We start from the raw sequence: 22,864 nt of genomic DNA, 5'->3' as shown, positions 1-22,864 counted from the left end.
GAGAATCTGATGAGTGACTATAAATCAACCCTGAATTTGCCGGAAACAGGGTTCCCGATGCGCGGCGATCTCGCCAAGCGTGAACCGGGAATGCTGGCGCGTTGGACCGATGATGACCTGTACGGCATCATTCGTGCAGCCAAAAAAGGCAAAAAAACCTTCATTCTGCATGATGGCCCTCCCTATGCGAATGGCAGCATTCATATTGGTCACTCTGTAAACAAGATTCTGAAAGACATTATCGTGAAGTCCAAAGGACTCGCGGGATATGACTCGCCTTACGTTCCGGGCTGGGACTGCCACGGCCTGCCAATCGAGCTGAAAGTTGAGCAGGAATTTGGCAAGCCTGGTGAGAAATTCACCGCCGCCGAGTTCCGTGCGAAGTGCCGCGAATACGCAGCCACCCAGGTTGACGGTCAGCGCGCTGACTTCATCCGTCTGGGCGTACTGGGCGACTGGTCGCATCCGTACCTGACCATGGACTTCAAAACCGAAGCCAACATCATCCGTGCGCTGGGCAAAATCATCGGTAACGGCCACCTTCACAAAGGCGCGAAGCCGGTGCACTGGTGCGTGGACTGCCGTTCTGCGCTGGCAGAAGCGGAAGTGGAGTATTACGACAAAACCTCTCCGTCTATCGACGTGGCGTTCCACGCCGTCGATCAGGATGCGGTGAAAGCCAAATTTGGTGTATCGTCCGTTAACGGCCCGATCTCGCTGGTGATCTGGACCACCACCCCGTGGACCCTGCCAGCCAACCGCGCGATCTCCCTGTCCGGTGAGTTCGAATACGCGCTGGTGCAGATTGACGGCCAGGCGGTTATCCTGGCGAAAGATCTGGTTGAAAGCGTGCTGAAGCGCGCGAACATCGCCGATTACACCGTGCTGGGCACAGTTAAAGGCGACGCGCTGGAGCTGATGCGCTTCAAACACCCGTTCCTGGACTTCGACGTTCCGGCGATCCTGGGCGACCACGTCACGCTGGAGGCGGGTACCGGTGCGGTACATACCGCCGGTGGCCACGGTCCTGACGACTACAACATCAGCCTGAAGTACGGTCTGGAAATCGCTAACCCGGTGGGGCCGGACGGCTCCTACCTGCCTGGCACCTACCCGGCGCTGGACGGCATCAACGTCTTCAAAGCGAACGACATTATTGTCGACATGCTGCGCACCAGCGGCGCGCTGCTGCACGTTGAAAAAATGCAGCATAGCTATCCGTGCTGCTGGCGTCACAAGACGCCAATCATCTTCCGTGCGACCCCGCAGTGGTTCGTCAGCATGGATCAGAAGGGCCTGCGCGAGCAGTCTCTGAAAGAGATCAAAGGCGTGCAGTGGATCCCGGACTGGGGCCAGGCGCGTATCGAATCCATGGTGGCTAACCGTCCTGACTGGTGTATCTCCCGTCAGCGTACCTGGGGCGTGCCGATGTCGCTGTTCGTGCATAAAGAGACGCAGGAGCTGCACCCGAACACCCTCGAACTGATGGAAGAAGTGGCGAAGCGCGTCGAAGTTGACGGCATTCAGGCGTGGTGGGATCTCGACGCCCGTGACATCCTGGGCGCTGATGCGGACAGCTACGAGAAAGTGCCGGATACCCTGGACGTATGGTTCGATTCCGGGTCTACCCACTCCTCCGTGGTTGACGTGCGTCCGGAGTTTGCCGGTCACGCTGCCGATATGTATCTGGAAGGGTCTGACCAACACCGCGGCTGGTTCATGTCATCTCTGATGATCTCTACCGCCATGAAGGGTAAAGCGCCTTACCGTCAGGTACTGACTCACGGCTTCACCGTGGATGGTCAGGGCCGTAAGATGTCTAAATCTATCGGTAATACCGTTTCTCCGCAGGATGTGATGAACAAGCTGGGCGCAGACATTCTGCGTCTGTGGGTGGCGTCGACCGACTACACCGGCGAAATGGCGGTGTCTGACGAGATCCTGAAACGCGCTGCCGACAGCTATCGTCGTATCCGTAACACCGCGCGCTTCCTGCTGGCGAACCTGAACGGGTTTGATCCGGCAAAAGACATGGTGAAACCGGAAGAGATGGTGGTGCTGGACCGCTGGGCGGTAGGCTGCGCGAAAGCGGCGCAGGAAGATATCCTGAAGGCCTATGAGTCTTATGACTTCCACGAAGTGGTGCAGCGCCTGATGCGCTTCTGCTCCATCGAGATGGGCTCGTTCTACCTCGACATCATCAAAGACCGCCAGTACACCGCGAAAGCGGACAGCGTGGCGCGTCGTAGCTGCCAGACCGCGCTGTTCCATATCGCAGAAGCGCTGGTACGCTGGATGGCGCCGATCATGTCCTTCACCGCGGATGAAATCTGGGGTTACCTGCCGGGCGATCGTGAGAAGTATGTCTTCACGGGCGAGTGGTACGAAGGTCTGTTCGATCTCTCCAGCACCGAAGCGATGAACGATGCCTTCTGGGACGAGCTGCTGAAAGTGCGTGGCGAAGTGAACAAGGTTATCGAGCAGGCGCGTGCTGATAAGAAAGTCGGTGGCTCTCTGGAAGCGGCGGTGACCCTGTACGCGGAGCCAGAGCTGGCGGCGAAGCTGACGGCGCTGGGCGATGAATTACGATTTGTCCTGTTGACCTCCGGTGCGAAAGTTGCGGATTATGCTGACGCGTCTGCTGATGCTCAGCAGAGCGAACTGCTCAAAGGACTGAAAGTCGCGCTGAGCAAAGCCGACGGTGAGAAATGCCCGCGTTGCTGGCATTATACCACCGATGTCGGTCAGGTGGCGGAACACGCAGACATCTGCGGACGCTGTGTAAGCAACGTCGCCGGTGACGGCGAAAAACGTAAGTTTGCCTGATGAGTAAAACTCTCTGTTCAACAGGACTGCGCTGGCTGTGGCTGGTTGTGGTGGTGCTGATTATCGATCTGGGCAGCAAGTTCCTGATCCTCCAGAACTTTGCTCTGGGGGAGACGGTGCCGCTGTTCCCGTCGCTTAACCTGCACTACGCGCGCAACTACGGTGCGGCGTTCAGTTTCCTTGCCGACAGCGGTGGCTGGCAGCGCTGGTTCTTTGCGGGTATCGCTCTCGGTATCTGCGTGATCCTGGCGGTGCTGATGTACCGCTCGAAGGCAACGCAAAAGCTGAATAACATCGCCTACGCGCTGATCATTGGCGGCGCGCTGGGCAACCTGTTTGATCGCCTGTGGCACGGCTTTGTGGTCGATATGATCGACTTCTACGTCGGCGACTGGCACTTCGCGACCTTTAACCTCGCTGATAGCGCCATTTGCATCGGTGCGGCGTTAATCGTGCTGGAAGGCTTCTTGCCGAAACCGGCCGCGAAAGAGCAGGCGTAAGCATCAATGCCGGGTGGCGCTACGCTTACCCGGCCTACAGAATTTGTGGTTTCCCGTAGGCCCGGTAAGCGTAGCGCCACCGGGCAACAGGTGCCCAAAACAAGCGAGCAATTTGCATGTCTAAATCCGTACAGAGCAACAGCGCGGTTCTCGTTCACTTTACGCTGAAGCTGGATGACGGCTCCACGGCCGAATCCACCCGCAACAACGGCAAACCGGCCCTGTTTCGTCTTGGCGATACCTCCCTGTCTGAAGGTCTTGAGCAGCAGCTTCTCGGTCTGAAAGAGGGTGAGAAAAAAGCCTTTTCGCTGGAGCCGGATGCCGCGTTTGGCGTGCCAAGCCCGGATCTGATCCAGTACTTCTCCCGTCGTGAGTTTATGGACGCGGGTGAACCGGAGATCGGGGCAATTATGCTCTTTACCGCTATGGACGGCAGCGAAATGCCTGGCGTGATCCGCGAAATCAACGGCGACTCGATTACCGTTGACTTCAACCATCCGCTTGCCGGGCGCACTGTCCATTTTGATATTGAAGTGCTGGAGATCGATCCGGTACTGGAGGCCTGAAATGCAGATCCTGTTGGCTAACCCGCGCGGCTTTTGCGCCGGTGTAGACCGCGCTATCAGCATTGTTGAAAACGCGCTGGAAATTTACGGCGCGCCGATTTACGTGCGTCACGAAGTGGTGCATAACCGCTACGTGGTCGACAGCCTGCGCGAGCGCGGCGCCATCTTTATTGAGCAAATCAGCGAAGTGCCGGACGGTGCGATCCTGATCTTCTCCGCGCACGGCGTCTCTCAGGCGGTACGGAACGAAGCGAAAAGCCGCGATTTGACCGTGTTCGATGCCACCTGCCCATTAGTCACGAAAGTGCATATGGAAGTGGCGCGCGCCAGCCGCCGTGGTGAAGAGTCGATCCTGATTGGCCATGCTGGCCACCCGGAAGTCGAGGGCACCATGGGCCAGTACAGCAACCCTGAAGGGGGAATGTATCTGGTGGAGTCGCCTGAAGATGTCCTGACGCTGAACGTGAAAAACGAAGCGCGCCTGTCGTTTATGACCCAGACGACGCTCTCCGTCGACGATACCTCAGACGTGATTGACGCCCTGCGTCAGCGCTTCCCGAAAATCGTCGGGCCGCGCAAGGATGACATTTGCTACGCCACCACCAATCGTCAGGAAGCGGTGCGCGCGCTGGCTGAACAGGCGGACGTGGTGCTGGTGGTCGGCTCTAAGAACTCCTCCAACTCTAACCGTCTGGCTGAACTGGCACAGCGAATGGGGAAGGCGGCGTTCCTGATCGACGATGCCACGGATATTCAGGAAGCGTGGGTTAAAGACGCGGCCTGCGTTGGCGTGACGGCCGGGGCGTCCGCGCCGGATATTCTGGTACAAAACGTCATTTCCCGCCTGCAGGAGCTGGGCGGCGGCGAAGCGGTGCCGCTGGAAGGACGTGAAGAGAACATTGTTTTCGAAGTACCGAAAGAACTGAGAATCGACGCCCGCGAAGTCGAATAGTCCCTTTTCTGATGAAAGGCCAGCACCTCCTGTGCTGGCCTTTTTTTTACCCGTTACTTTATCGTGACGACAAAATCATGTCTTTTACTGATATTTAAGTCGGTTTCACGTTAAATTCTAATTATTGGTGTTTTCAGTTGGCAGTGCTCAGAAAGGCTGGTTAATCTGAAAACGGTTTACATCATTTTAACGTAAGAGAATAACTATGCATGATGCACAGATCCGTGTCGCCATTGCGGGCGCGGGTGGACGTATGGGCCGTCAGCTGATTCAGGCGGCACTTCAGATGGATGGCGTGGCACTTGGCGCGGCGCTGGAGCGTGACGGTTCATCGCTTCTGGGGACCGATGCTGGTGAGCTGGCGGGCGCGGGAAAGACCGGCGTCACCGTACAAAGCAGCCTGGAGGCGGTTAAAGAGGACTTCGATATCTTCATCGATTTTACCCGCCCGGAAGGGACGCTCACGCATCTGGCATTTTGCCGCCAGCATGGCAAGGGGATGGTGATCGGCACCACCGGTTTTGACGATGCGGGCAAGCAGGCTATCCAGGATGCATCCAAAGAGATTGCGATTGTCTTCGCCGCAAACTTTAGCGTGGGGGTTAACGTCATGCTGAAGCTGCTGGAGAAGGCCGCGAAGGTGATGGGCAACTACACCGATATTGAGATTGTTGAAGCTCACCACCGCTATAAGGTTGATGCGCCATCCGGCACGGCGCTGGCGATGGGCGAAGCGATTGCTCATGCACTTGATAAAGATTTAAAAGACTGTGCGGTCTATGCCCGCGAAGGCCACACCGGGGAGCGCGTGCCAGGCACCATTGGTTTCGCAACCGTCCGGGCGGGTGACATCGTCGGCGAACATACCGCGATATTCGCCGATATTGGCGAGCGCGTCGAAATTACGCATAAAGCGTCCAGTCGAATGACGTTTGCCAATGGTGCCGTTCGATCCGCTTTGTGGCTGAAAGAGAAGAAAAATGGTCTTTTTGATATGAGAGATGTGCTGGTTCTCAACAATTTGTAAGCATTATTACCCATCGTGATGTGGTTATTGCAGTCGTAATTACTTGATTGCATAGGGCAATAATTTATTGCCCTTTTATTTTATCTGTTTCGTGATTATTTTGTTCATTTAGCCTTGAAAGTATAGCTGTTCCTCTTGATTCTCGTTACTGAAATGTAAATTTTGACCATTTGGTCCACTTTTTGATGCTGCGTCGTCTCATTTTTCATTAAACCCGGCGCGCAAGCGTTTTCCGCAGTGATTTACCTGATCTTTTTGTCGATTAAGCTTCACTCGCCTCGCCAGATACGCAAAAGACTAAACAAAATATCGGTTTTAAGTTGACTTTTACCCACCAAATCTCCAGAATGCCGCCGTTTGCCAAAAATCCGCTGGCAACACATTTGCATTGATTCATGGCATGGTTATGAATTAATATGCAAATAAAGTGAGTGAATATTCTCTGGAGGGTGTTTTGATTAAGTCAGCGCTATTGGTTCTGGAAGACGGAACCCAGTTTATCGGTCGGGCCATAGGGGCAACGGGTTCGGCAGTTGGGGAAGTCGTTTTCAATACTTCAATGACCGGTTATCAAGAAATCCTCACTGATCCTTCCTATTCTCGCCAAATCGTTACTCTTACTTATCCTCATATCGGCAATGTCGGCACCAATGCGGCTGACGAAGAATCCTCTCAGGTACATGCGCAAGGCCTTGTCATTCGTGACCTGCCGCTGATTGCCAGCAACTTCCGCAACACTGAAGATCTCTCTTCTTACCTGAAGCGCCATAACATCGTGGCGATTGCCGATATCGATACCCGTAAGTTAACGCGTCTGCTGCGCGAGAAGGGTGCACAGAACGGCTGCATCATCGCAGGTGATAACCTCGATGCGACGCTGGCGCTGGAAAAAGCGAAAGCTTTCCCGGGCCTGAACGGCATGGACCTGGCGAAAGAAGTGACTACCGCTGAAGCCTACAGCTGGACTCAGGGTAGCTGGACGCTGGAAGGCGACCTGCCGGAAGCGAAAAAAGAGAGCGAGCTGCCGTTCCACGTGGTGGCCTACGATTTTGGCGCCAAGCGCAACATCCTGCGCATGCTGGTTGACCGCGGCTGCCGCCTGACGGTGGTGCCTGCACAAACGTCTGCCGAAGACGTGTTGAAGATGAATCCGGACGGTATTTTCCTGTCCAACGGCCCTGGCGACCCGGCGCCGTGCGATTACGCCATCGCCGCCATTAAGTCCTTCCTGGAAACCGATATCCCGGTATTCGGCATCTGCCTCGGCCATCAGCTGCTGGCGCTGGCGAGCGGTGCGAACACCGTCAAGATGAAGTTCGGCCACCACGGTGGTAACCACCCGGTGAAAGATATCGATAACAACACGGTGATGATCACCGCGCAGAACCACGGCTTTGCCGTCGATGAAGCCTCAATGCCGGCTAACCTGCGCGTGACCCATAAGTCGCTGTTCGATGGCACCCTGCAGGGGATTCATCGCACCGATAAGCCAGCGTTCAGCTTCCAGGGCCACCCGGAAGCGAGCCCGGGCCCACACGACGCCGCGCCGCTGTTCGATCACTTCATCGAACTTATCGAGCAATACCGTAAGACCGCTAAATAATCAGGAGCCGAGAAGACAATGCCAAAACGTACAGACATAAAAAGCATCCTGATCCTTGGCGCTGGCCCGATCGTCATCGGCCAGGCCTGCGAATTCGACTACTCCGGCGCGCAGGCGTGTAAAGCCCTGCGTGAAGAGGGTTACCGCGTTATCCTGGTGAACTCTAACCCGGCGACCATCATGACCGACCCGGAAATGGCTGATGCAACCTACATTGAGCCGATTCACTGGGAAGTGGTGCGTAAAATCATCGAAAAAGAGCGTCCGGACGCGGTGCTGCCAACCATGGGCGGCCAGACGGCGCTGAACTGCGCGCTGGAGCTGGAGCGTCAGGGCGTGCTGGCCGAGTTCGGCGTGACCATGATTGGCGCGACCGCCGACGCGATTGATAAAGCCGAAGACCGTCGCCGCTTCGACGTGGCGATGAAGAAAATCGGCCTCGACACCGCGCGCTCCGGTATCGCACACAACATGGAAGAAGCGCTGGCCGTTGCGGCTGAAGTGGGCTATCCGTGCATCATCCGTCCATCGTTCACCATGGGCGGCACCGGCGGCGGTATTGCCTACAACCGCGAAGAGTTCGAAGAGATTTGCGAACGCGGTCTGGATCTTTCCCCAACCAAAGAGCTGCTGATTGATGAATCGCTGATTGGCTGGAAAGAGTACGAGATGGAAGTGGTGCGTGATAAAAACGACAACTGCATCATCGTCTGCTCCATCGAAAACTTCGATGCGATGGGTATCCACACCGGCGACTCCATCACCGTTGCGCCAGCCCAGACGCTGACCGACAAAGAGTACCAAATAATGCGTAACGCCTCGATGGCGGTACTGCGTGAAATCGGCGTGGAAACCGGCGGTTCTAACGTGCAGTTCTCCGTGAACCCGAAAACCGGCCGTCTGATTGTTATCGAAATGAACCCGCGCGTGTCCCGTTCCTCCGCGCTGGCCTCTAAAGCGACCGGCTTCCCGATTGCGAAAGTGGCGGCGAAACTGGCGGTGGGTTATACCCTCGACGAGCTGATGAACGACATCACCGGTGGCCGCACCCCTGCGTCCTTCGAGCCGTCCATCGACTACGTTGTGACTAAAATTCCACGCTTCAACTTCGAGAAATTTGCCGGCGCCAACGACCGCCTGACCACCCAGATGAAATCCGTCGGTGAAGTGATGGCGATTGGCCGCACGCAGCAGGAATCCCTGCAGAAAGCGCTGCGCGGCCTCGAAGTGGGCGCGACCGGCTTTGACCCGAAAGTGAGCCTGGACGACCCTGAAGCGCTGACCAAAATCCGCCGCGAGCTGAAAGACGCGGGTGCGGAGCGCATCTGGTACATCGCCGACGCCTTCCGTGCCGGCCTGTCCGTCGACGGCGTGTTCAACCTGACCAACATCGACCGCTGGTTCCTGGTACAGATTGAAGAGCTGGTGCGTCTGGAAGAGAAAGTGGCTGAGCTGGGCATCAACGGCCTGGACGCAGACTTCCTGCGCATGCTGAAGCGTAAAGGCTTCGCCGACGCGCGTCTGGCTAAGCTGGCGGGCGTGCGCGAAGCGGAAATCCGCAAGCTGCGCGACCAGTATGACCTGCACCCGGTGTACAAGCGCGTCGACACCTGTGCGGCAGAGTTTTCTACCGACACCGCGTACATGTACTCCACCTATGAAGACGAGTGCGAAGCGAATCCGTCAGTTGACCGCGACAAGATTATGGTGCTGGGCGGCGGTCCAAACCGTATCGGCCAGGGCATCGAGTTCGACTACTGCTGCGTACACGCCTCGCTGGCGCTGCGTGAAGACGGTTACGAGACCATCATGGTCAACTGTAACCCGGAAACCGTCTCCACCGACTACGACACCTCTGACCGCCTCTACTTCGAGCCGGTGACGCTGGAAGACGTGCTGGAAATCGTGCGCATCGAGAAGCCAAAAGGCGTTATCGTGCAGTACGGTGGCCAGACTCCGCTGAAGCTGGCGCGCGCGCTGGAAGCGGCAGGCGTACCGGTTATCGGTACCAGCCCGGATGCGATTGACCGCGCGGAAGACCGCGAGCGTTTCCAGCAGGCGGTTGACCGTCTGAAGCTGAAACAGCCGGCGAACGCCACGGTGACGGCCATCGAACAGGCCGTAGAGAAGGCGAAAGAGATTGGCTACCCGCTGGTGGTGCGTCCTTCCTACGTCCTGGGCGGCCGCGCGATGGAAATCGTCTACGACGAAGCCGACCTGCGTCGCTACTTCCAGACGGCGGTGAGCGTCTCCAACGATGCACCAGTGCTGCTCGACCGCTTCCTCGACGATGCGGTAGAAGTGGACGTTGACGCCATCTGCGACGGCGAAATGGTGCTGATTGGCGGCATCATGGAGCATATCGAGCAGGCGGGCGTGCACTCCGGCGACTCCGCCTGTTCTCTGCCAGCGTACACCCTGAGCCAGGAGATTCAGGACGTGATGCGCCAGCAGGTGCAGAAGCTGGCCTTCGAGCTGCAGGTTCGCGGCCTGATGAACGTCCAGTTCGCGGTGAAAGATAACGAAGTCTACCTGATTGAAGTCAACCCGCGTGCGGCACGTACCGTACCGTTCGTCTCTAAAGCCACCGGTATTCCGCTGGCGAAAGTGGCGGCGCGCGTGATGGCAGGCCAGACGCTGGCACAGCAGGGCGTGACCAAAGAGATCATTCCACCGTACTACTCGGTGAAAGAAGTGGTGCTGCCGTTCAACAAATTCCCGGGCGTTGACCCGCTGTTAGGGCCAGAAATGCGCTCAACCGGGGAAGTGATGGGCGTGGGTCGCACCTTCGCAGAAGCGTTTGCCAAGGCGCAGCTGGGCAGCAGCTCTACCATGAGAAAATCGGGCCGTGCGCTGCTCTCCGTTCGCGAAGGCGATAAAGAGCGCGTGGTTGACCTGGCAGCCAAGCTGCTGAAGCAGGGCTTTGAGCTGGACGCGACCCACGGTACGGCAATTGTGCTGGGCGAAGCGGGTATCAACCCGCGTCTGGTGAACAAGGTGCATGAAGGTCGTCCGCACATTCAGGATCGTATCAAGAATGGCGAATACACCTACATCATCAACACCACCGCAGGCCGCCAGGCGATTGAAGACTCCAAGCTGATTCGCCGCAGCGCGCTGCAGTACAAAGTGCACTACGACACCACCCTGAACGGCGGTTTCGCAACGGCCATGGCGCTGAATGCGGATGCTACCGAGAAGGTGATTTCGGTTCAGGAAATGCACGCGCAGATTAGCAAGTAAGTAAAAATGCCCGGTGCCGTTCGGTTGCCGGGCATTCACCCCATCTTCAGAACCTTCTGGTTTTTTATCTTCTTTCAGTCAGTTAGCCTAAAATTGTTAGGTCGATAACGAAATTCAACTGAGAGCAGGGGAAAACACCATGCAAAATAAATTACTGATCGCCACCCTTCTTGCCGCCACTGCAACGTTTACCGTCGCGGGCTGTTCCTCTAACCAGGCAGTGAAAACCACCGATGGCAAAACCATTGTCACCGACGGAAAACCGCAGGTCGATGACGATACCGGTCTGGTGTCGTATAAAAATGCGGAAACGGGTCAGACCGAGCAGATCAACCGCGATCAGGTGAAATCAATGGGCGAGCTGGATAACTAATAAAAAAAGCCGTGGCGTTTGCCACGGCTTTTAGTCTTTCAGGAACGATTACCAGCGGTGGTTCAGCAGGATATGACCGCCATAAGCAGCATAGCTGTTCTCACCCCACTCGCCGCTGGCGCGCAGGGAGAGCGTCGTGGTTTCGTTCAGGTTGCCGGTGACGCCCAGCTCTAACTGACCACGATCTTCCGGCGTATCGTTGCTGACGGTCTCGCCGTTAAACGCCAGATCGTTCTGACCTGCGCCTTTCAGCCAGTTCACGGCAACGTACGGCTGCCAGGCTTTCACGTCTTTCTGTTCGAAGTAGCTTGATTTGACGCCCAGACGACCAAACAGACCGTCGTTGTCCAGCGTGGTAATCCGCACGCCGTCGCGATCGGTATGGTTTTCCTGATCCAGATAGCTGTAGATAACCTGCGCCTGAGGTTCGATTTTCCAGGTGCGCTCATTTTCTGAATCAATCACCCATGCATGGCCCACTTCGACGGATGCCGCGAAGCCTTCACTGTCGTAATCTTCATCATTACGGTTGCTGGTCACTTTATTGTTGTACCGGCTATAGGCGGCCCAGGTATCAACGTAGCTGCCCAGACGCAGCTTCTGATCTTCCTGCCAGGTTGCATACAGGCCGACGTTAAAGCCATCCACTTTGCCCTGCGCATCACGTACGTTGTGTTTTGCATCAGAGTGGGTCTTCGCCTGACCTGCCCCGAACATGCCACCCGCACGCAGGATGCCGTTGTCCATGGGCTTACTCATGAAGTCGCTGCCTACCTGAAGGACAGTGATGGTGGTGTCATAGCTGACTTTGTCACCGCCCGCATTGTTTTCATGGTAGCGGCCTTTGACGTACATCCAGGTGTTGAGATCTTCCTCGTTACGGAAGGTGATCTGATCGCGATCGTCACGCTTGTGCAGGAACATGCTCTGCGCGGCAAGGTAGTTACCTAAGTAAGCGCCGACCTCAGGAGCCATGACTTCGGGACCGCTATTGCTGCCGTTGTCGGTGTTACCACCGTTGTCGGTATTATCAGACGGTTCATCGGAAGGCGTGGCCTTTGACTCCAGGTACCAGTTGCCGTTGCTGTGCTGATAGAGATTATATTCCCACGCACCGGCAACCACCGGTTTGGCAAGGGTCAACTGGGCTTCGGAGCTGCCGCCAATGCTGACAATTTCCATGCCGTTAACGGTTTGCGCGCCCAGGCCGCCAATGTTGTTCACGCTGACGTCGGACTGGCCAAAGCTGCTGCCGGTAATGGTGAGATGATCGGTTGGCGAGTTGTCTTCACCCAGGGTACTGTTCATCACGATCTGACTGCCCGCAGAGCCGGTATAGTCGCCGTTAATAGTGAAATTATTGCCAACGCTGTGATTGGCGGCGCTGAGTAACAGTGTGCCACCATTGGTGACGTTGCCGTTGACCGTATCGATACCTGAAACGCTCAGCGTATCGTTACCCTGAATCGCATTCCATGCTGCCAGCGTACCACCCGTGAGGATGTTGATATTGTCGTTTACTTCGCCAGCAGTGGCAAACTGAGCGCCATTTTCGACAGTAATCGTCGCGTTGCTACTCTTTGTACCAAGCGTTGAACCAACAGCGACCAGAGTGGTGCCGCTATGCAGAACGGTATCACCCGTGTAGGTGTTTTTGCCGGTTAGCGTCAGGGTGTTGGAATCCACTTTTTCAACATTGCCGCTACCGGTAATGCCGGTGACGAACGCCGTATTACTGCCCTGATTAAAAATAAGTGTGCCGTTGTTGGTCAGTCCACCACTCAGCGTCGCGGTTTTCGTACCATCACCCAGCTGGAGAGAAGCATCTTTGGCAACGAGAGTCGTACCTGCATTAGACACATTCCCCGACAGGATTAAATCACCGCTGTTAACCAGCAGCGAATTGCCAGAACCGATAATGTCGATATTCCCTGAGAGCGCCCAGCTTTCGCCGTCCATTTCTAAAGAAGCAAAGCCATCGCCTTCCGATAAGCCAACAAAATTGCTGTCTTCTGTGCCGGTTCCTGCCAGGGTTATCGTATTTCCTTTAGAGATGCTCGAAATGACGTCGCCTTTCAGTGACGAGCCAGTGTCAAGCACCAACGTATTATTTTTGCTGCTGGCAAACGTAATAGCCGTACCGCCACCACCGATCGAACCGTTGTTAATGATATCAACTTTCGCCGTATCCGTTACGTTGATGCCGTTTTGCGCACCCTGAACGGTTCCAGTATTGGTGATTTTTGAATTGCCTTCGCTCACGGTAATACCGTTGTCACTTGTACCGCTTATTGTACCGCTGTTATTTATACCGGCACCTGTTTGGGCGTTGATACCTGTCTTGCCTTTTATCACACCCGATGACTTGTTGTTAATATTTATTGCAGAAGAGGACTCACTGACAAAGATTCCATTTTCAGAACCGGAAATATTCCCCTCATTATTTAAATCTCCCAGCATTGACTCGATGTTAATGGCGTTGCCAGTTGTAGATGTAATATTTGCGTTGAGATCGTTATTAATAATGACATGTTGCGCACGAGTATTAATCTCCAGACCATTTTCCATTCCAGAAATATTACCCTGGTTGGTGACCGTTTTTACGTTAAATCCTGTAACGGAGACGGCAGCTTCATTCCCGGAAGAGGTTATCGTAACGTCTTTATTAATGACGTATTCAGCGTCGGTGGAGAAGTTTTGTGGAATTGAGGTTGATTGGTCAATCGTGCTGGCAAAAGCGACGGCGGGGGTGAATAACAATAGGGCAGGAAAGAGACTTCCCAGAGTTTTAGTCGTTTTATTGAGTCTGAAATGTTTGTTGCTCATTTACACATCCATTTGAATTAGAAAGGCGCGATACGACGTATTAAAATCACGTCAGTATGCGGAGAAAAAGAATGAGCTCGCTACAAAGAGCGTAAAATTATTATTTTTTCAATGTTTTATGTATAGATCGATTTATTAAATAATTATTTTAGATTTTCTTAAAATATCTCATTCCTATATGGATTGAAGTGAGATATTCACATCCTGGATTTTTTGGAGAGGAAAAATCGTCCAACGAATGATGATTACCAATAGCTGCGCTTTCCTTTTCATGGCTGCTGCGCCCCTTTCACCGGGCGGGTTAACTGTCTACACTCACTGCTACAAGAAGAGAAGAAGACAGGCCATTTGATGATACTCATAATTTACGCGCACCCCTATCCGCAGCACTCGCATGCGAATAAGCGGATGCTTGAGCAGGTAAGGACGCTTGAAAACGTCGAGATACGTTCCCTCTATCAACTCTATCCCGATTTCAACATCGATATTGCCGCCGAACAGGAGGCGCTCTCCCGTGCCGATCTGATCGTCTGGCAGCATCCCATGCAGTGGTACAGCACGCCCCCGCTCCTGAAATTGTGGATTGATAAAGTCTTCTCCCACGGCTGGGCGTATGGCCACAATGGCCATGCCCTAAAAGGGAAAAGCCTGATGTGGGCGGTCACCACGGGTGGAGGGGAAAGCCACTTTGATATTGGTTCCTTCCCGGGGTTTGAGGTTCTGGCACAGCCGCTGCAGGCGACCGCACTTTATTGCGGGCTGAACTGGCTCCCGCCTTTTGCGATGCACTGCACCTTTGTCTGCGACGATGAAACGCTGCAGGCGCAGGCGCGCCATTATAAACAACGCTTACTTGAGTGGCAGGAGGCGCACCATGGATAGCCATACGCTGATACAGGCGCTGATATACCTCGGCGCGGCGGCGCTGATTGTGCCCGTGGCGGTTCGCCTGGGACTGGGCTCTGTTCTCGGCTATCTGATTGCGGGCTGCGTCATTGGGCCGTGGGGCTTTCGACTGGTGACGGATGCAGAGGCAATCCTCCATTTCGCTGAAATCGGCGTTGTGCTGATGCTCTTTGTGATTGGTCTGGAACTCGATCCGCAGCGCCTGTGGAAGCTTCGCGCCTCGGTGTTTGGCGGCGGGGCGCTGCAGATGGTGGCCTGCGGCCTGCTGCTGGGTGGGTTCTGCATCCTGCTGGGCATGGACTGGAAAGTGGCAGAGCTTATCGGCATGACGCTGGCGCTCTCCTCGACCGCCATTGCCATGCAGGCCATGAACGAGCGCAATCTGACGGTCTCCCAGATGGGACGCAGCGCGTTCTCGGTGCTGCTGTTCCAGGACATTGCCGCTATCCCGCTGGTGGCGATGATCCCACTGCTGGCGGCCAGCGGTTCCGCCACGACGCTGGGGGCGTTTGCGCTGTCGGCATTAAAAGTGGTGGGGGCGCTGGCGCTGGTGGTACTGCTTGGTCGCTACGTCACCCGTCCACTGCTGCGGTTCGTTGCCCGCTCGGGCCTTCGCGAAGTGTTCAGCGCCGTGGCGCTCTTCCTGGTGTTTGGCTTTGGTTTGCTGCTGGAGGAAGCCGGGCTGTCGATGGCGATGGGGGCCTTCCTGGCGGGCGTTCTGCTGGCGAGTTCCGAATACCGTCACGCGCTGGAAAGCGATATCGAGCCGTTTAAAGGCTTGCTGCTGGGGCTGTTTTTCATCGGCGTGGGGATGTCCGTCGACTTCGGCACGCTGGTGACGCACCCGCTGCGGATCGTCATCCTGCTGGTTGGCTTCCTGATCATTAAAATGGCGATGCTGTGGCTGATTGCGCGTCCGCTCAAGGTGCCGAATAAGCAGCGCAGCTGGTTTGCGGTTCTGCTGGGGCAGGGGAGTGAATTTGCGTTTGTGGTCTTTGGCGCAGCACAGATGGCAAATGTCCTCGACCCAGAATGGGCGAAAGCGCTGACGCTCGCGGTCGCGCTGTCGATGGCCGCGACGCCTATTCTGCTGGTGGTGCTGACGCGTCTGGAAAAATCGGGTAGCGAGCAGGAGCGCGAAGCCGATGAAATTGACGAAGAGCAGCCGCGCGTCATTATTGCCGGATTTGGCCGCTACGGGCAGATCGTTGGCCGTCTGCTGCTGTCCAGCGGAGTGAAAATGGTTATCCTCGATCACGACCCCGACCATGTCGATACCCTGCGAAAATTTGATATGAAGGTGTTTTACGGCGACGCGACCCGCGTCGATCTGCTGGAATCTGCCGGGGCGGCAAAAGCGGAGGTGTTGATTAACGCCATTGACGATCCGGAGACCAGCCTGCAGATGGTGGAAATGGCGAAAGAACATTTCCCGAATCTGACCATCATTTCACGCGCCCGCGATGTTGATCACTATATCCGGCTGCGGCAGGCGGGGGTAGAAGCACCGGAGCGTGAAACCTTTGAAGGCGCGCTGAAGTCTGGCCGCATGGCGCTGGAAAATCTGGGGCTCGGCGCGTACGAAGCGCGCGAGCGTGCGGACCTGTTCCGCCGCTTTAACACCGAGATGGTCGAAGAGATGGCGGCGATGGCCGGGAGTACGGCCACCGAGCGTGCGGCGGTGTTTAAACGCACCAGCGCGATGCTGACGGAAATCATTAACGAGGACCGTAATCACCTGTCGCTGATCCAGCGTCACGGCTGGCAGGGAACGGAAGAGGGCAAGCATACCGGGGATCCGGCTGACGAGCCGGAGAGTAAACCTTCCGCGTGAAGTGGAGTTGCCAGCAATAATAAAAAATTTCTTTATCTTTACCCTGCCGCCAGTCGACGAAAGATTAAGCTTTCCGTATAGTGGCGGCAATTTTTTGCATCCGGGAAATTTTCAATGATCAGTCTGATTGCAGCGCTGGCGGTGGACCGCGTTATCGGTATGGAAAATGCCATGCCGTGGAACCTGCCTGCCGATCTCGCATGGTTTAAACGTACTACGTTAAACAAGCCGGTAGTGATGGGCCGCCTGACCTGGGAGTCGATTGGTCGTCCATTGCCGGGCCGTAAAAATATCGTTATCAGCAGCCAGCCGGGCACTGACGATCGCGTCGAATGGGTAAAATCAGTCGACGAGGCGATTGCTGCATGCGGCAATGCCGAAGAGATCATGGTGATTGGCGGCGGGCGCGTGTACGAGCAGTTCCTGCCAAAAGCGCAGAAGCTGTATCTGACCCACATTGATGCGGAAGTGGAAGGGGATACCCATTTCCCTGACTACGATCCGGACGAGTGGGAATCGGTATTCAGTGAATTCCACGACGCGGATGCACAGAATTCTCACAGCTACTGCTTCGAGATTCTGGAACGTCGTTAAGTGATTTTTTCCCTCTCCCGGCCGGGAGAGGGAAGTGCATATCAGGAGGCAACCGCCTCGTCTCCCCCTAAATCCAGCTGTCGGTTGGACGGCTGAACAAAGTAAGTTTTATCTTCCCAGCGTAAGCAGGTTAACTCTCCGCCCCAGCAGCATCCGGTATCCAGGCCGTAGATCCCTTCCGGCGTTCCTTTTCCTTCCAGTGCAGCCCAGTGACCAAATACCACGTTGTACTCACTTGTCACCGGCCCCGGAATGGCAAACCACGGTTTTAGCGGAGCGGGCGCGCTCTCCGGCGTCTCTTTGGAATACATGTCCAGCTGTCCGTTCGGGAAGCAGAAACGCATGCGGGTGAAGGCGTTGGTAATAAAGCGCAGACGCGCCAGACCGCTGAGATCCTCGCTCCAGTGGTTCGGCATATCGCCGTACATGGCATCGAGGAAGAAAGGATAGGAGTCGCTCGCCAGCACCGCCTCAACGTCGCGCGCACAGGTTTTCGCCGTCTCAAGATCCCATTGTGGCGTGATCCCGGCATGCGCCATGACCAGCTTTTTCTCTTCGTCGACCTGCAGCAGCGGCTGACGGCGCAGCCAGTTAATCAGATCGTCGGCATCTGGCGCATCCAGCAGCGGGGTGAGGCGATCTTTAGGTTTGTTGCGGCTGATCCCGGCGAACACCGCCAGCAGATGCAGATCGTGATTGCCCAGCACCATGCGCACGCTGTCGCCTAGCGATTTGACGAAACGTAATACTTCAAGGGAGCCGGGGCCACGCGCGACTAAATCGCCCGTCAGCCAGAGTGTGTCCTGTCCTGGCGTAAAGTCGACCTGTTTTAATAATGCGATCAGTTCATCGTAGCAACCGTGAACGTCGCCAATCAGATATGTAGACATTAGATTAATGAATGAGTGTGGTTACGGCGAGACGGAACACAGGAATGGCAACGCGGAAATCATTGCCATCGACGTCGACCATTTCATAATGGCCTTGCATGGTACCCATCGGCGTTTCAATCACCGCGCCGCTGGTGTACTGATACTCTTCGCCAGGGGCGATATGAGGCTGTTCACCGACCACACCTTCCCCCTGGACTTCGATTTCGCGGCCATTGCCGTTGGTGATAAGCCAGTAGCGCCCGCGCAGCTGCACGGGCGTCCGCCCCAGATTGCGAATGGTCACGGTGTAAGCAAAGACAAAACGTTCTTCATCCGGTGAGGACTGTGATTCAACATAAACGCTTTGTACATGGACACATACGCGGGGCGAATCAATCATGGCTTAACTCTCCTTCGGCGGCGCATTTTCGCTGATGTAATTAGCCAGCTTGCAGTACTGCTCTACGGAGATGTTCTCCGCACGCATTGCCGGGTCGATCCCAAGCTCAGCTAACACCTCAACGGTGAAGGAATTGCTGAGGCTGTTACGGATCGTTTTACGACGCTGGTTAAAAGCTTCAGTGGTGATGCGGCTCAGTACACGCAGATCTTTTACCGGGTACGGTTTCGTTTTGTGCGGCACAAGGCGCACAACCGCTGAATCCACTTTCGGTGGTGGTGTGAACGCTGACGGCGGTACTTCGAGTACCGGGATCACGTTGCAGTAATATTGCGCCATCACGCTTAAACGACCATACGCTTTACTGTTCGGGCCTGCAACCAGGCGGTTAACCACCTCTTTTTGCAACATGAAGTGCATGTCGGCAATGGCATCAGTATAGCTAAAGAGGTGGAACATGAGCGGCGTGGAGATGTTATACGGCAGGTTGCCGAATACGCGCAGCGGCTGACCCATTTTTTCTGACAGTTCGCCGAAGTTCATGGTCATGGCGTCCTGCTGATAGATGGTCAGCTTCGGCCCGAGGAACGGGTGCGTTTGCAGGCGTGCGGCCAGATCGCGGTCCAGTTCGATGACGGTCAGTTCGTCGAGGCGTTCGCCTACCGGCTCGGTCAGCGCGGCAAGACCCGGGCCGATTTCGACCATCGCCTGGCCTTTTTGCGGATTAATAGCCGAGACAATGCTTTCGATCACGAACTGATCGTTTAGGAAGTTTTGCCCGAAACGTTTACGGGCTAAGTGGCCCTGATGGACTCGATTAGTCATTGAGTATTAACAATCATTTTGATGGCGAGATTAAGCGCCGTAATAAAACTGCCGACATCCGCCTTCCCCTGGCCTGCCAGATCCAGCGCAGTACCGTGGTCAACGGACGTTCGAATAAAGGGTAAACCGAGGGTGATATTCACGCCGCGGCCAAAGCCCTGGTATTTTAGCACGGGCAGGCCCTGATCGTGGTACATCGCGAGCACGGCGTCGGCATTATCCAGGTATTTCGGCTGGAAAAGGGTATCCGCAGGCAGCGGACCACTGAGATTCATCCCCTTCGCCCGCATTTCGTTGAGTACCGGAATGATGGTGTCGATCTCTTCGGTACCCATGTGCCCGCCTTCGCCGGCGTGCGGATTCAGGCCGCAGACCAGCACATGCGGCTGCGGGATCCCAAATTTTGTCTGCAGATCGTGATGCAAAATCCCGATGATCTCGCGCAGGAGTTCAGGCGTGATCGCATCCGGAATCGCTTTGATCGGCAGATGGGTGGTCACCAGAGCAACGCGCATTTCTTCCGTCGCCAGCATCATCACCACTTTCGGACTGTGCGAGCGCTCTTCAAAGAACTCCGTATGCCCGGTAAACGGTATGCCCGCTTCGTTGATGACGCCTTTGTGGACGGGGCCGGTAATCAGGGCGGCAAATTCACCCTTCAGGCAACCGTCGCAGGCGCGCGCAAGGGTTTCAACGACATAATGGCCGTTTTCCGTGCTGAGCTGGCCGGGAATGACCGGCGTACGAAGGGGAACAGAAAGAAGGGTGAGGGTACCGGCTTGCTGCGGTGCAGGCTGTTGACCTTCAACGTAAGGGATGAGCGTTAAAGGCAGACCGAGCATCGCTGCCCGGTCTTGTAACAGTGTTGCATCGGCGCAGACAACCAGTTCTACTGGCCAGCTGCGCTGGGCAAGCTGGACAACGAGGTCAGGTCCAATCCCGGCGGGTTCGCCGGGCGTGATAACAACACGATGCTGTTTCATTAGTTGCTCAGCACTTTCACGTAAGCACTGGCGCGTTGTTCCTGCATCCAGGTGGCTGCTTCTTCAGAGAACTTACGGTTAAACAGCATGCGGTAGGCTCTGTCTTTCTGTGCTGCATCCGTTTTATCAACGTTACGAGTGTCCATCAGCTCGATCAGATGCCAGCCAAACGAAGAGTGGACCGGCGCGCTGATCTGGCCTTTGTTCAGCTTCATCAACGCGTCACGGAAGGCAGGATCGTAAATATCCGCCGCTGCCCAGCCCAGATCGCCACCCTGGTTAGCAGAGCCAGGATCCTGAGAGAACTCTTTTGCTGCCTTCGCAAACGAGGTTTTACCGCTCTTAATATCTGCCGCAATCTGTTCCAGCTTCGCACGCGCCTGATCGTCAGTCATGATTGGTGACGGCTTCAGCAGAATGTGGCGAGCGTGAACTTCGGTAACGGAGATATTTTGGCTCTGGCCGCGCAGATCGTTCACTTTCAGAATGTGGAAGCCCACGCCTGAACGGATTGGACCGACGATATCGCCTTTCTTAGCCGTGCTCAGTGCCTGAGCAAAGAGGGATGGCAGCTCCTGAATACGTCCCCAGCCCATCTGGCCGCCTTTCAGCGCCTGTTGGTCTGCGGAGTAGGTGATGGCCAGCTTGCCAAAGTCACCGCCGTTACGCGCCTGTTCGACAATTGAACGTGCCTGGCTTTCTGCTTCCGCAGCCTGATCGGACGTAGGGTTCTCTGGCAGTGGGATAAGAATGTGGCTCAGGTTCAGCTCTGTGCTTGCATCGTTCTGGTTACCCACCTGTTTTGCCAGCGCGTCCACTTCCTGAGGCAGGATAGTAACGCGGCGACGCACTTCGTTGTTACGCACTTCCGAAATCAGCATCTCTTTACGGATCTGGTTACGGTAGGTAGCGTAGCTGATGCCGTCATAGGCCAGACGGCTGCGCATCTGGTCTAAAGACATATTGTTCTGCTTCGCGATGTTAGCGATCGCCTGATCGAGCTGCTCGTCAGTGACCTTCACACCCATTTTCTGCCCCATTTGCAGAACGATCTGATCCATGATCAGGCGTTCCAGGATCTGGTGGCGCAGCGTGGCGTCATCCGGAAGCTGCTGACCCGCTTCGCCCGAATTGAGCTTCACCGATTTCATCAGACCGTCAACGTCACTTTCAAGCACGACGCCGTTGTTAACCACAGCAGCGACTTTATCAACAACCTGGGGGGCCGCGAAGCTGGTATTCGCAACCATAGCGACACCGAGCAGCAGCGTTTTCCAGTTCTTCATACTTTTTCCATTTCAATTAACCGCAAAGCGGATTACGTTGCAAATCAAGCACATTACAAGGAACTGCGGTAAGGCAGAATGTTCGAGCGCAGCATTTTCTGCGTACCCAGACCGTAGTTGGAACTCAGGCCGCGTAACTCGAAGTTAAAGCCAATCACGTTATCGTATTTGCTCTGATTGTTTTCCCAGCCGTTAAGCTTACGTTCGTAACCGACACGCAGCGCGTAGCAGCAGGAGTTATATTGCAGACCTACCATCTGGTCAGCAGCTTTATTGGCGTTAGTGTCAAAGTAGTAAGCGCCTACGATTGACCAACGGTCGGCGATAGGCCAACTCGCTGCCGCACCGACCTGAGAAATACCATCCGAATATTGCGGTGATTTCCAGTAGTTGATGCTGTTCTGGTCATTGCTTTTCGGTAGCGTTGCCTGAATGTATTCCGGGCTAGCGTAGCGATAGCTTACCTGAATCATGCGATCTTCATCACGACGATACTCTATGGCGGCACTACTGTTAGCAACGTTGTCGAGACGCGTGTCATACTGCACACCGCCACGCAGGCCCCAACGGTCAGTCATACGCCAGTAGGTATCTCCCGCCCAAACTATTGCTCCCGTTTTGTTGTCTTTCTCCCACTGAATATTGTCATCGCCCGTGCGAGACTCTGTGAAGTAGTAGATTTGACCCACAGAAACGTTAAAACGTTCAACGGCTGCATCATCATAAACACGTGTTGTGACGCCGGTCGTTAACTGATTCGCTGAGGCGATACGGTCCAGACCTCCGTAGGTACGGTCACGGAACAGACCACTATAGTCAGACTGCAGTAAAGAGGAGTCGTAGTTCTGAATGTTGCTCTGGTCGCGATATGGCACGTACAAATACTGCATACGCGGTTCAAGCGTCTGGGTATAACCATCCGCCAGCAGGGCCATATCACGCTCGAAAATCAGCTTGCCGTCCATTTTAAACTGAGGGAGCGTTCGGTTGACCGACTCTTCGAGATGCGCACTGTTAGTGGAGTTGTAATTATCAAGATTTTTTGCTGATAGTGAGTCGCCATCAGCTTGGCTTCGGTATTCAGGCTTGCCCAGTCGTTTGACCACGGCAGATTGATCGTCGGCTCAAGGTGAACACGCGTGGCTTCAGGCATATCCGAATTCGTGTTAACGAAATGCACTGCCTGAGCGTAAATCCGGGTGTCGAATGGACCTACGTCATTCTGGTACCAGTTGACGTCCAGCTGTG

At 55.3% G+C, this 22,864-nt stretch carries 18 protein-coding genes and 1 pseudogene; 12 read left to right on the top strand and 7 right to left on the bottom strand.

All coding sequences use genetic code 11. The features are described from left to right. The first annotated feature begins 9 nt into the window (after nucleotides 1–9). The 8 genes from ileS (at nucleotide 10) to PI91_RS00895 (ending at nucleotide 11,090) form a co-directional block, all read left to right on the top strand. A complete protein-coding gene (gene ileS / locus PI91_RS00930; protein WP_039265257.1) occupies nucleotides 10–2,826 on the top strand; it encodes an isoleucine--tRNA ligase in 2,817 nt (938 codons plus the stop codon). After that, entirely contained in the window at nucleotides 2,826–3,326 is a 501-nt protein-coding gene (lspA, locus tag PI91_RS00925; protein WP_008502034.1) for a signal peptidase II, read from the top strand. Before ileS ends, lspA begins: the two co-directional genes overlap by 1 nt. 116 nt (nucleotides 3,327–3,442) lie before the next feature. Then, nucleotides 3,443–3,892 (top strand): FKBP-type peptidyl-prolyl cis-trans isomerase, encoded by a 450-nt coding sequence (gene fkpB, locus PI91_RS00920; RefSeq protein WP_013095528.1) that lies wholly within the window; start codon nucleotides 3,443–3,445, stop codon nucleotides 3,890–3,892. Between the two features lies 1 nt (nucleotide 3,893). Continuing rightward, nucleotides 3,894–4,844 carry a 4-hydroxy-3-methylbut-2-enyl diphosphate reductase gene (gene ispH, locus PI91_RS00915; RefSeq protein WP_032654909.1) on the top strand — a complete coding sequence of 317 codons (951 nt, stop codon included), beginning with the start codon at nucleotides 3,894–3,896 and terminating at the stop codon, nucleotides 4,842–4,844. A gap of 205 nt (nucleotides 4,845–5,049) precedes the next feature. Then, on the top strand, nucleotides 5,050–5,871 hold the full coding sequence (gene dapB / locus PI91_RS00910) for a 4-hydroxy-tetrahydrodipicolinate reductase (RefSeq protein WP_039265256.1): 822 nt from the start codon (nucleotides 5,050–5,052) through the stop codon (nucleotides 5,869–5,871). Between the two features lie 454 nt (nucleotides 5,872–6,325). Further along, nucleotides 6,326–7,474 (top strand): glutamine-hydrolyzing carbamoyl-phosphate synthase small subunit, encoded by a 1,149-nt coding sequence (gene carA / locus PI91_RS00905; RefSeq protein WP_010427050.1) that lies wholly within the window; start codon nucleotides 6,326–6,328, stop codon nucleotides 7,472–7,474. An 18-nt stretch (nucleotides 7,475–7,492) separates the two neighbouring features. Then, a complete protein-coding gene (gene carB, locus PI91_RS00900) occupies nucleotides 7,493–10,717 on the top strand; it encodes a carbamoyl-phosphate synthase large subunit (RefSeq protein ID WP_008502028.1) in 3,225 nt (1,074 codons plus the stop codon). A 139-nt stretch (nucleotides 10,718–10,856) separates the two neighbouring features. Further along, nucleotides 10,857–11,090, top strand: a complete 234-nt coding sequence (locus tag PI91_RS00895) for a YgdI/YgdR family lipoprotein (RefSeq protein ID WP_021240552.1) — start codon at nucleotides 10,857–10,859, stop codon at nucleotides 11,088–11,090. A 48-nt stretch (nucleotides 11,091–11,138) separates the two neighbouring features. On the opposite strand, the gene PI91_RS00890 is transcribed toward PI91_RS00895, so the two are convergent. Then, the gene (locus tag PI91_RS00890; RefSeq protein WP_232764370.1) at nucleotides 11,139–13,352 is read right to left on the bottom strand and encodes an autotransporter outer membrane beta-barrel domain-containing protein; all 2,214 of its coding nucleotides are present in this window, start codon (nucleotides 13,350–13,352) and stop codon (nucleotides 11,139–11,141) included. A gap of 10 nt (nucleotides 13,353–13,362) precedes the next feature. Here PI91_RS00890 and PI91_RS26320 point away from each other — a divergent pair, with 10 nt between their 5' ends. From PI91_RS26320 to folA, 4 genes are all read left to right on the top strand, one after another. Continuing rightward, entirely contained in the window at nucleotides 13,363–13,932 is a 570-nt protein-coding gene (locus PI91_RS26320) for a hypothetical protein (RefSeq protein WP_232764369.1), read from the top strand. A 335-nt stretch (nucleotides 13,933–14,267) separates the two neighbouring features. Continuing rightward, nucleotides 14,268–14,798 carry a glutathione-regulated potassium-efflux system oxidoreductase KefF gene (gene kefF / locus PI91_RS00885; RefSeq protein ID WP_008502025.1) on the top strand — a complete coding sequence of 177 codons (531 nt, stop codon included), beginning with the start codon at nucleotides 14,268–14,270 and terminating at the stop codon, nucleotides 14,796–14,798. After that, complete coding sequence (gene kefC, locus PI91_RS00880; RefSeq protein ID WP_039265255.1) at nucleotides 14,791–16,656, top strand: glutathione-regulated potassium-efflux system protein KefC; 1,866 nt, start codon at nucleotides 14,791–14,793, stop codon at nucleotides 16,654–16,656. The genes kefF and kefC overlap by 8 nt, the downstream gene beginning before the upstream one ends. Before the next feature lie 114 nt (nucleotides 16,657–16,770). Continuing rightward, a complete protein-coding gene (folA, locus tag PI91_RS00875; protein WP_008502023.1) occupies nucleotides 16,771–17,250 on the top strand; it encodes a type 3 dihydrofolate reductase in 480 nt (159 codons plus the stop codon). 41 nt (nucleotides 17,251–17,291) lie between these two features. On the opposite strand, the gene apaH is transcribed toward folA, so the two are convergent. The 6 genes and pseudogenes from apaH to lptD all read right to left on the bottom strand — a co-directional run bounded on the left by apaH (nucleotide 17,292) and on the right by lptD (nucleotide 22,811). Continuing rightward, nucleotides 17,292–18,140, bottom strand: coding sequence for a bis(5'-nucleosyl)-tetraphosphatase (symmetrical) ApaH (gene apaH, locus PI91_RS00870; RefSeq protein WP_032654900.1), 849 nt, complete (start codon nucleotides 18,138–18,140; stop codon nucleotides 17,292–17,294). A 4-nt stretch (nucleotides 18,141–18,144) separates the two neighbouring features. Beyond that, nucleotides 18,145–18,522: a Co2+/Mg2+ efflux protein ApaG gene (gene apaG / locus PI91_RS00865; RefSeq protein WP_008502021.1), complete on the bottom strand. Its 378-nt coding sequence runs from the start codon at nucleotides 18,520–18,522 to the stop codon at nucleotides 18,145–18,147. Nucleotides 18,523–18,525: 3 nt separating this feature from the next. Beyond that, entirely contained in the window at nucleotides 18,526–19,347 is an 822-nt protein-coding gene (gene rsmA, locus PI91_RS00860) for a 16S rRNA (adenine(1518)-N(6)/adenine(1519)-N(6))-dimethyltransferase RsmA (RefSeq protein ID WP_008502020.1), read from the bottom strand. After that, on the bottom strand, nucleotides 19,344–20,330 hold the full coding sequence (gene pdxA, locus PI91_RS00855; RefSeq protein ID WP_039265253.1) for a 4-hydroxythreonine-4-phosphate dehydrogenase PdxA: 987 nt from the start codon (nucleotides 20,328–20,330) through the stop codon (nucleotides 19,344–19,346). The genes rsmA and pdxA overlap by 4 nt, the downstream gene beginning before the upstream one ends. Further along, nucleotides 20,330–21,616 carry a peptidylprolyl isomerase SurA gene (gene surA, locus PI91_RS00850; protein WP_008502018.1) on the bottom strand — a complete coding sequence of 429 codons (1,287 nt, stop codon included), beginning with the start codon at nucleotides 21,614–21,616 and terminating at the stop codon, nucleotides 20,330–20,332. The genes pdxA and surA overlap by 1 nt, the downstream gene beginning before the upstream one ends. Nucleotides 21,617–21,669: 53 nt before the next feature. Continuing rightward, a pseudogene (gene lptD / locus PI91_RS00845) lies at nucleotides 21,670–22,811 on the bottom strand (LPS assembly protein LptD). Nucleotides 22,812–22,864 lie beyond the last annotated feature (53 nt).

Source organism: Enterobacter sp. FB (genome assembly GCF_000805795.1).
Classification (GTDB): Bacteria; Pseudomonadota; Gammaproteobacteria; order Enterobacterales; family Enterobacteriaceae; genus Enterobacter; species Enterobacter roggenkampii.
The sequence above is the reverse complement of the archived record's forward strand: the minus strand, read 5'-3'. Positions and strand labels throughout refer to the sequence as shown.

Excerpts from the sequence above, each read along its gene's own strand:
- ileS (WP_039265257.1), top strand. The coding sequence starts at position 10 with ATGAGTGACTATAAATCAACCCTGAATTTGCCGGAAACAGGGTTCCCG.
- lspA (WP_008502034.1), top strand. The coding sequence starts at position 2,826 with ATGAGTAAAACTCTCTGTTCAACAGGACTGCGCTGGCTGTGGCTGGTT.
- fkpB (WP_013095528.1), top strand. The coding sequence starts at position 3,443 with ATGTCTAAATCCGTACAGAGCAACAGCGCGGTTCTCGTTCACTTTACG.
- ispH (WP_032654909.1), top strand. The coding sequence starts at position 3,894 with ATGCAGATCCTGTTGGCTAACCCGCGCGGCTTTTGCGCCGGTGTAGAC.
- dapB (WP_039265256.1), top strand. The coding sequence starts at position 5,050 with ATGCATGATGCACAGATCCGTGTCGCCATTGCGGGCGCGGGTGGACGT.
- carB (WP_008502028.1), top strand. The coding sequence starts at position 7,493 with ATGCCAAAACGTACAGACATAAAAAGCATCCTGATCCTTGGCGCTGGC.
- PI91_RS00895 (WP_021240552.1), top strand. The coding sequence starts at position 10,857 with ATGCAAAATAAATTACTGATCGCCACCCTTCTTGCCGCCACTGCAACG.
- kefF (WP_008502025.1), top strand. The coding sequence starts at position 14,268 with ATGATACTCATAATTTACGCGCACCCCTATCCGCAGCACTCGCATGCG.
- kefC (WP_039265255.1), top strand. The coding sequence starts at position 14,791 with ATGGATAGCCATACGCTGATACAGGCGCTGATATACCTCGGCGCGGCG.
- folA (WP_008502023.1), top strand. The coding sequence starts at position 16,771 with ATGATCAGTCTGATTGCAGCGCTGGCGGTGGACCGCGTTATCGGTATG.
- apaH (WP_032654900.1), bottom strand. The coding sequence starts at position 18,140 with ATGTCTACATATCTGATTGGCGACGTTCACGGTTGCTACGATGAACTG.
- apaG (WP_008502021.1), bottom strand. The coding sequence starts at position 18,522 with ATGATTGATTCGCCCCGCGTATGTGTCCATGTACAAAGCGTTTATGTT.
- rsmA (WP_008502020.1), bottom strand. The coding sequence starts at position 19,347 with ATGACTAATCGAGTCCATCAGGGCCACTTAGCCCGTAAACGTTTCGGG.
- pdxA (WP_039265253.1), bottom strand. The coding sequence starts at position 20,330 with ATGAAACAGCATCGTGTTGTTATCACGCCCGGCGAACCCGCCGGGATT.
- surA (WP_008502018.1), bottom strand. The coding sequence starts at position 21,616 with ATGAAGAACTGGAAAACGCTGCTGCTCGGTGTCGCTATGGTTGCGAAT.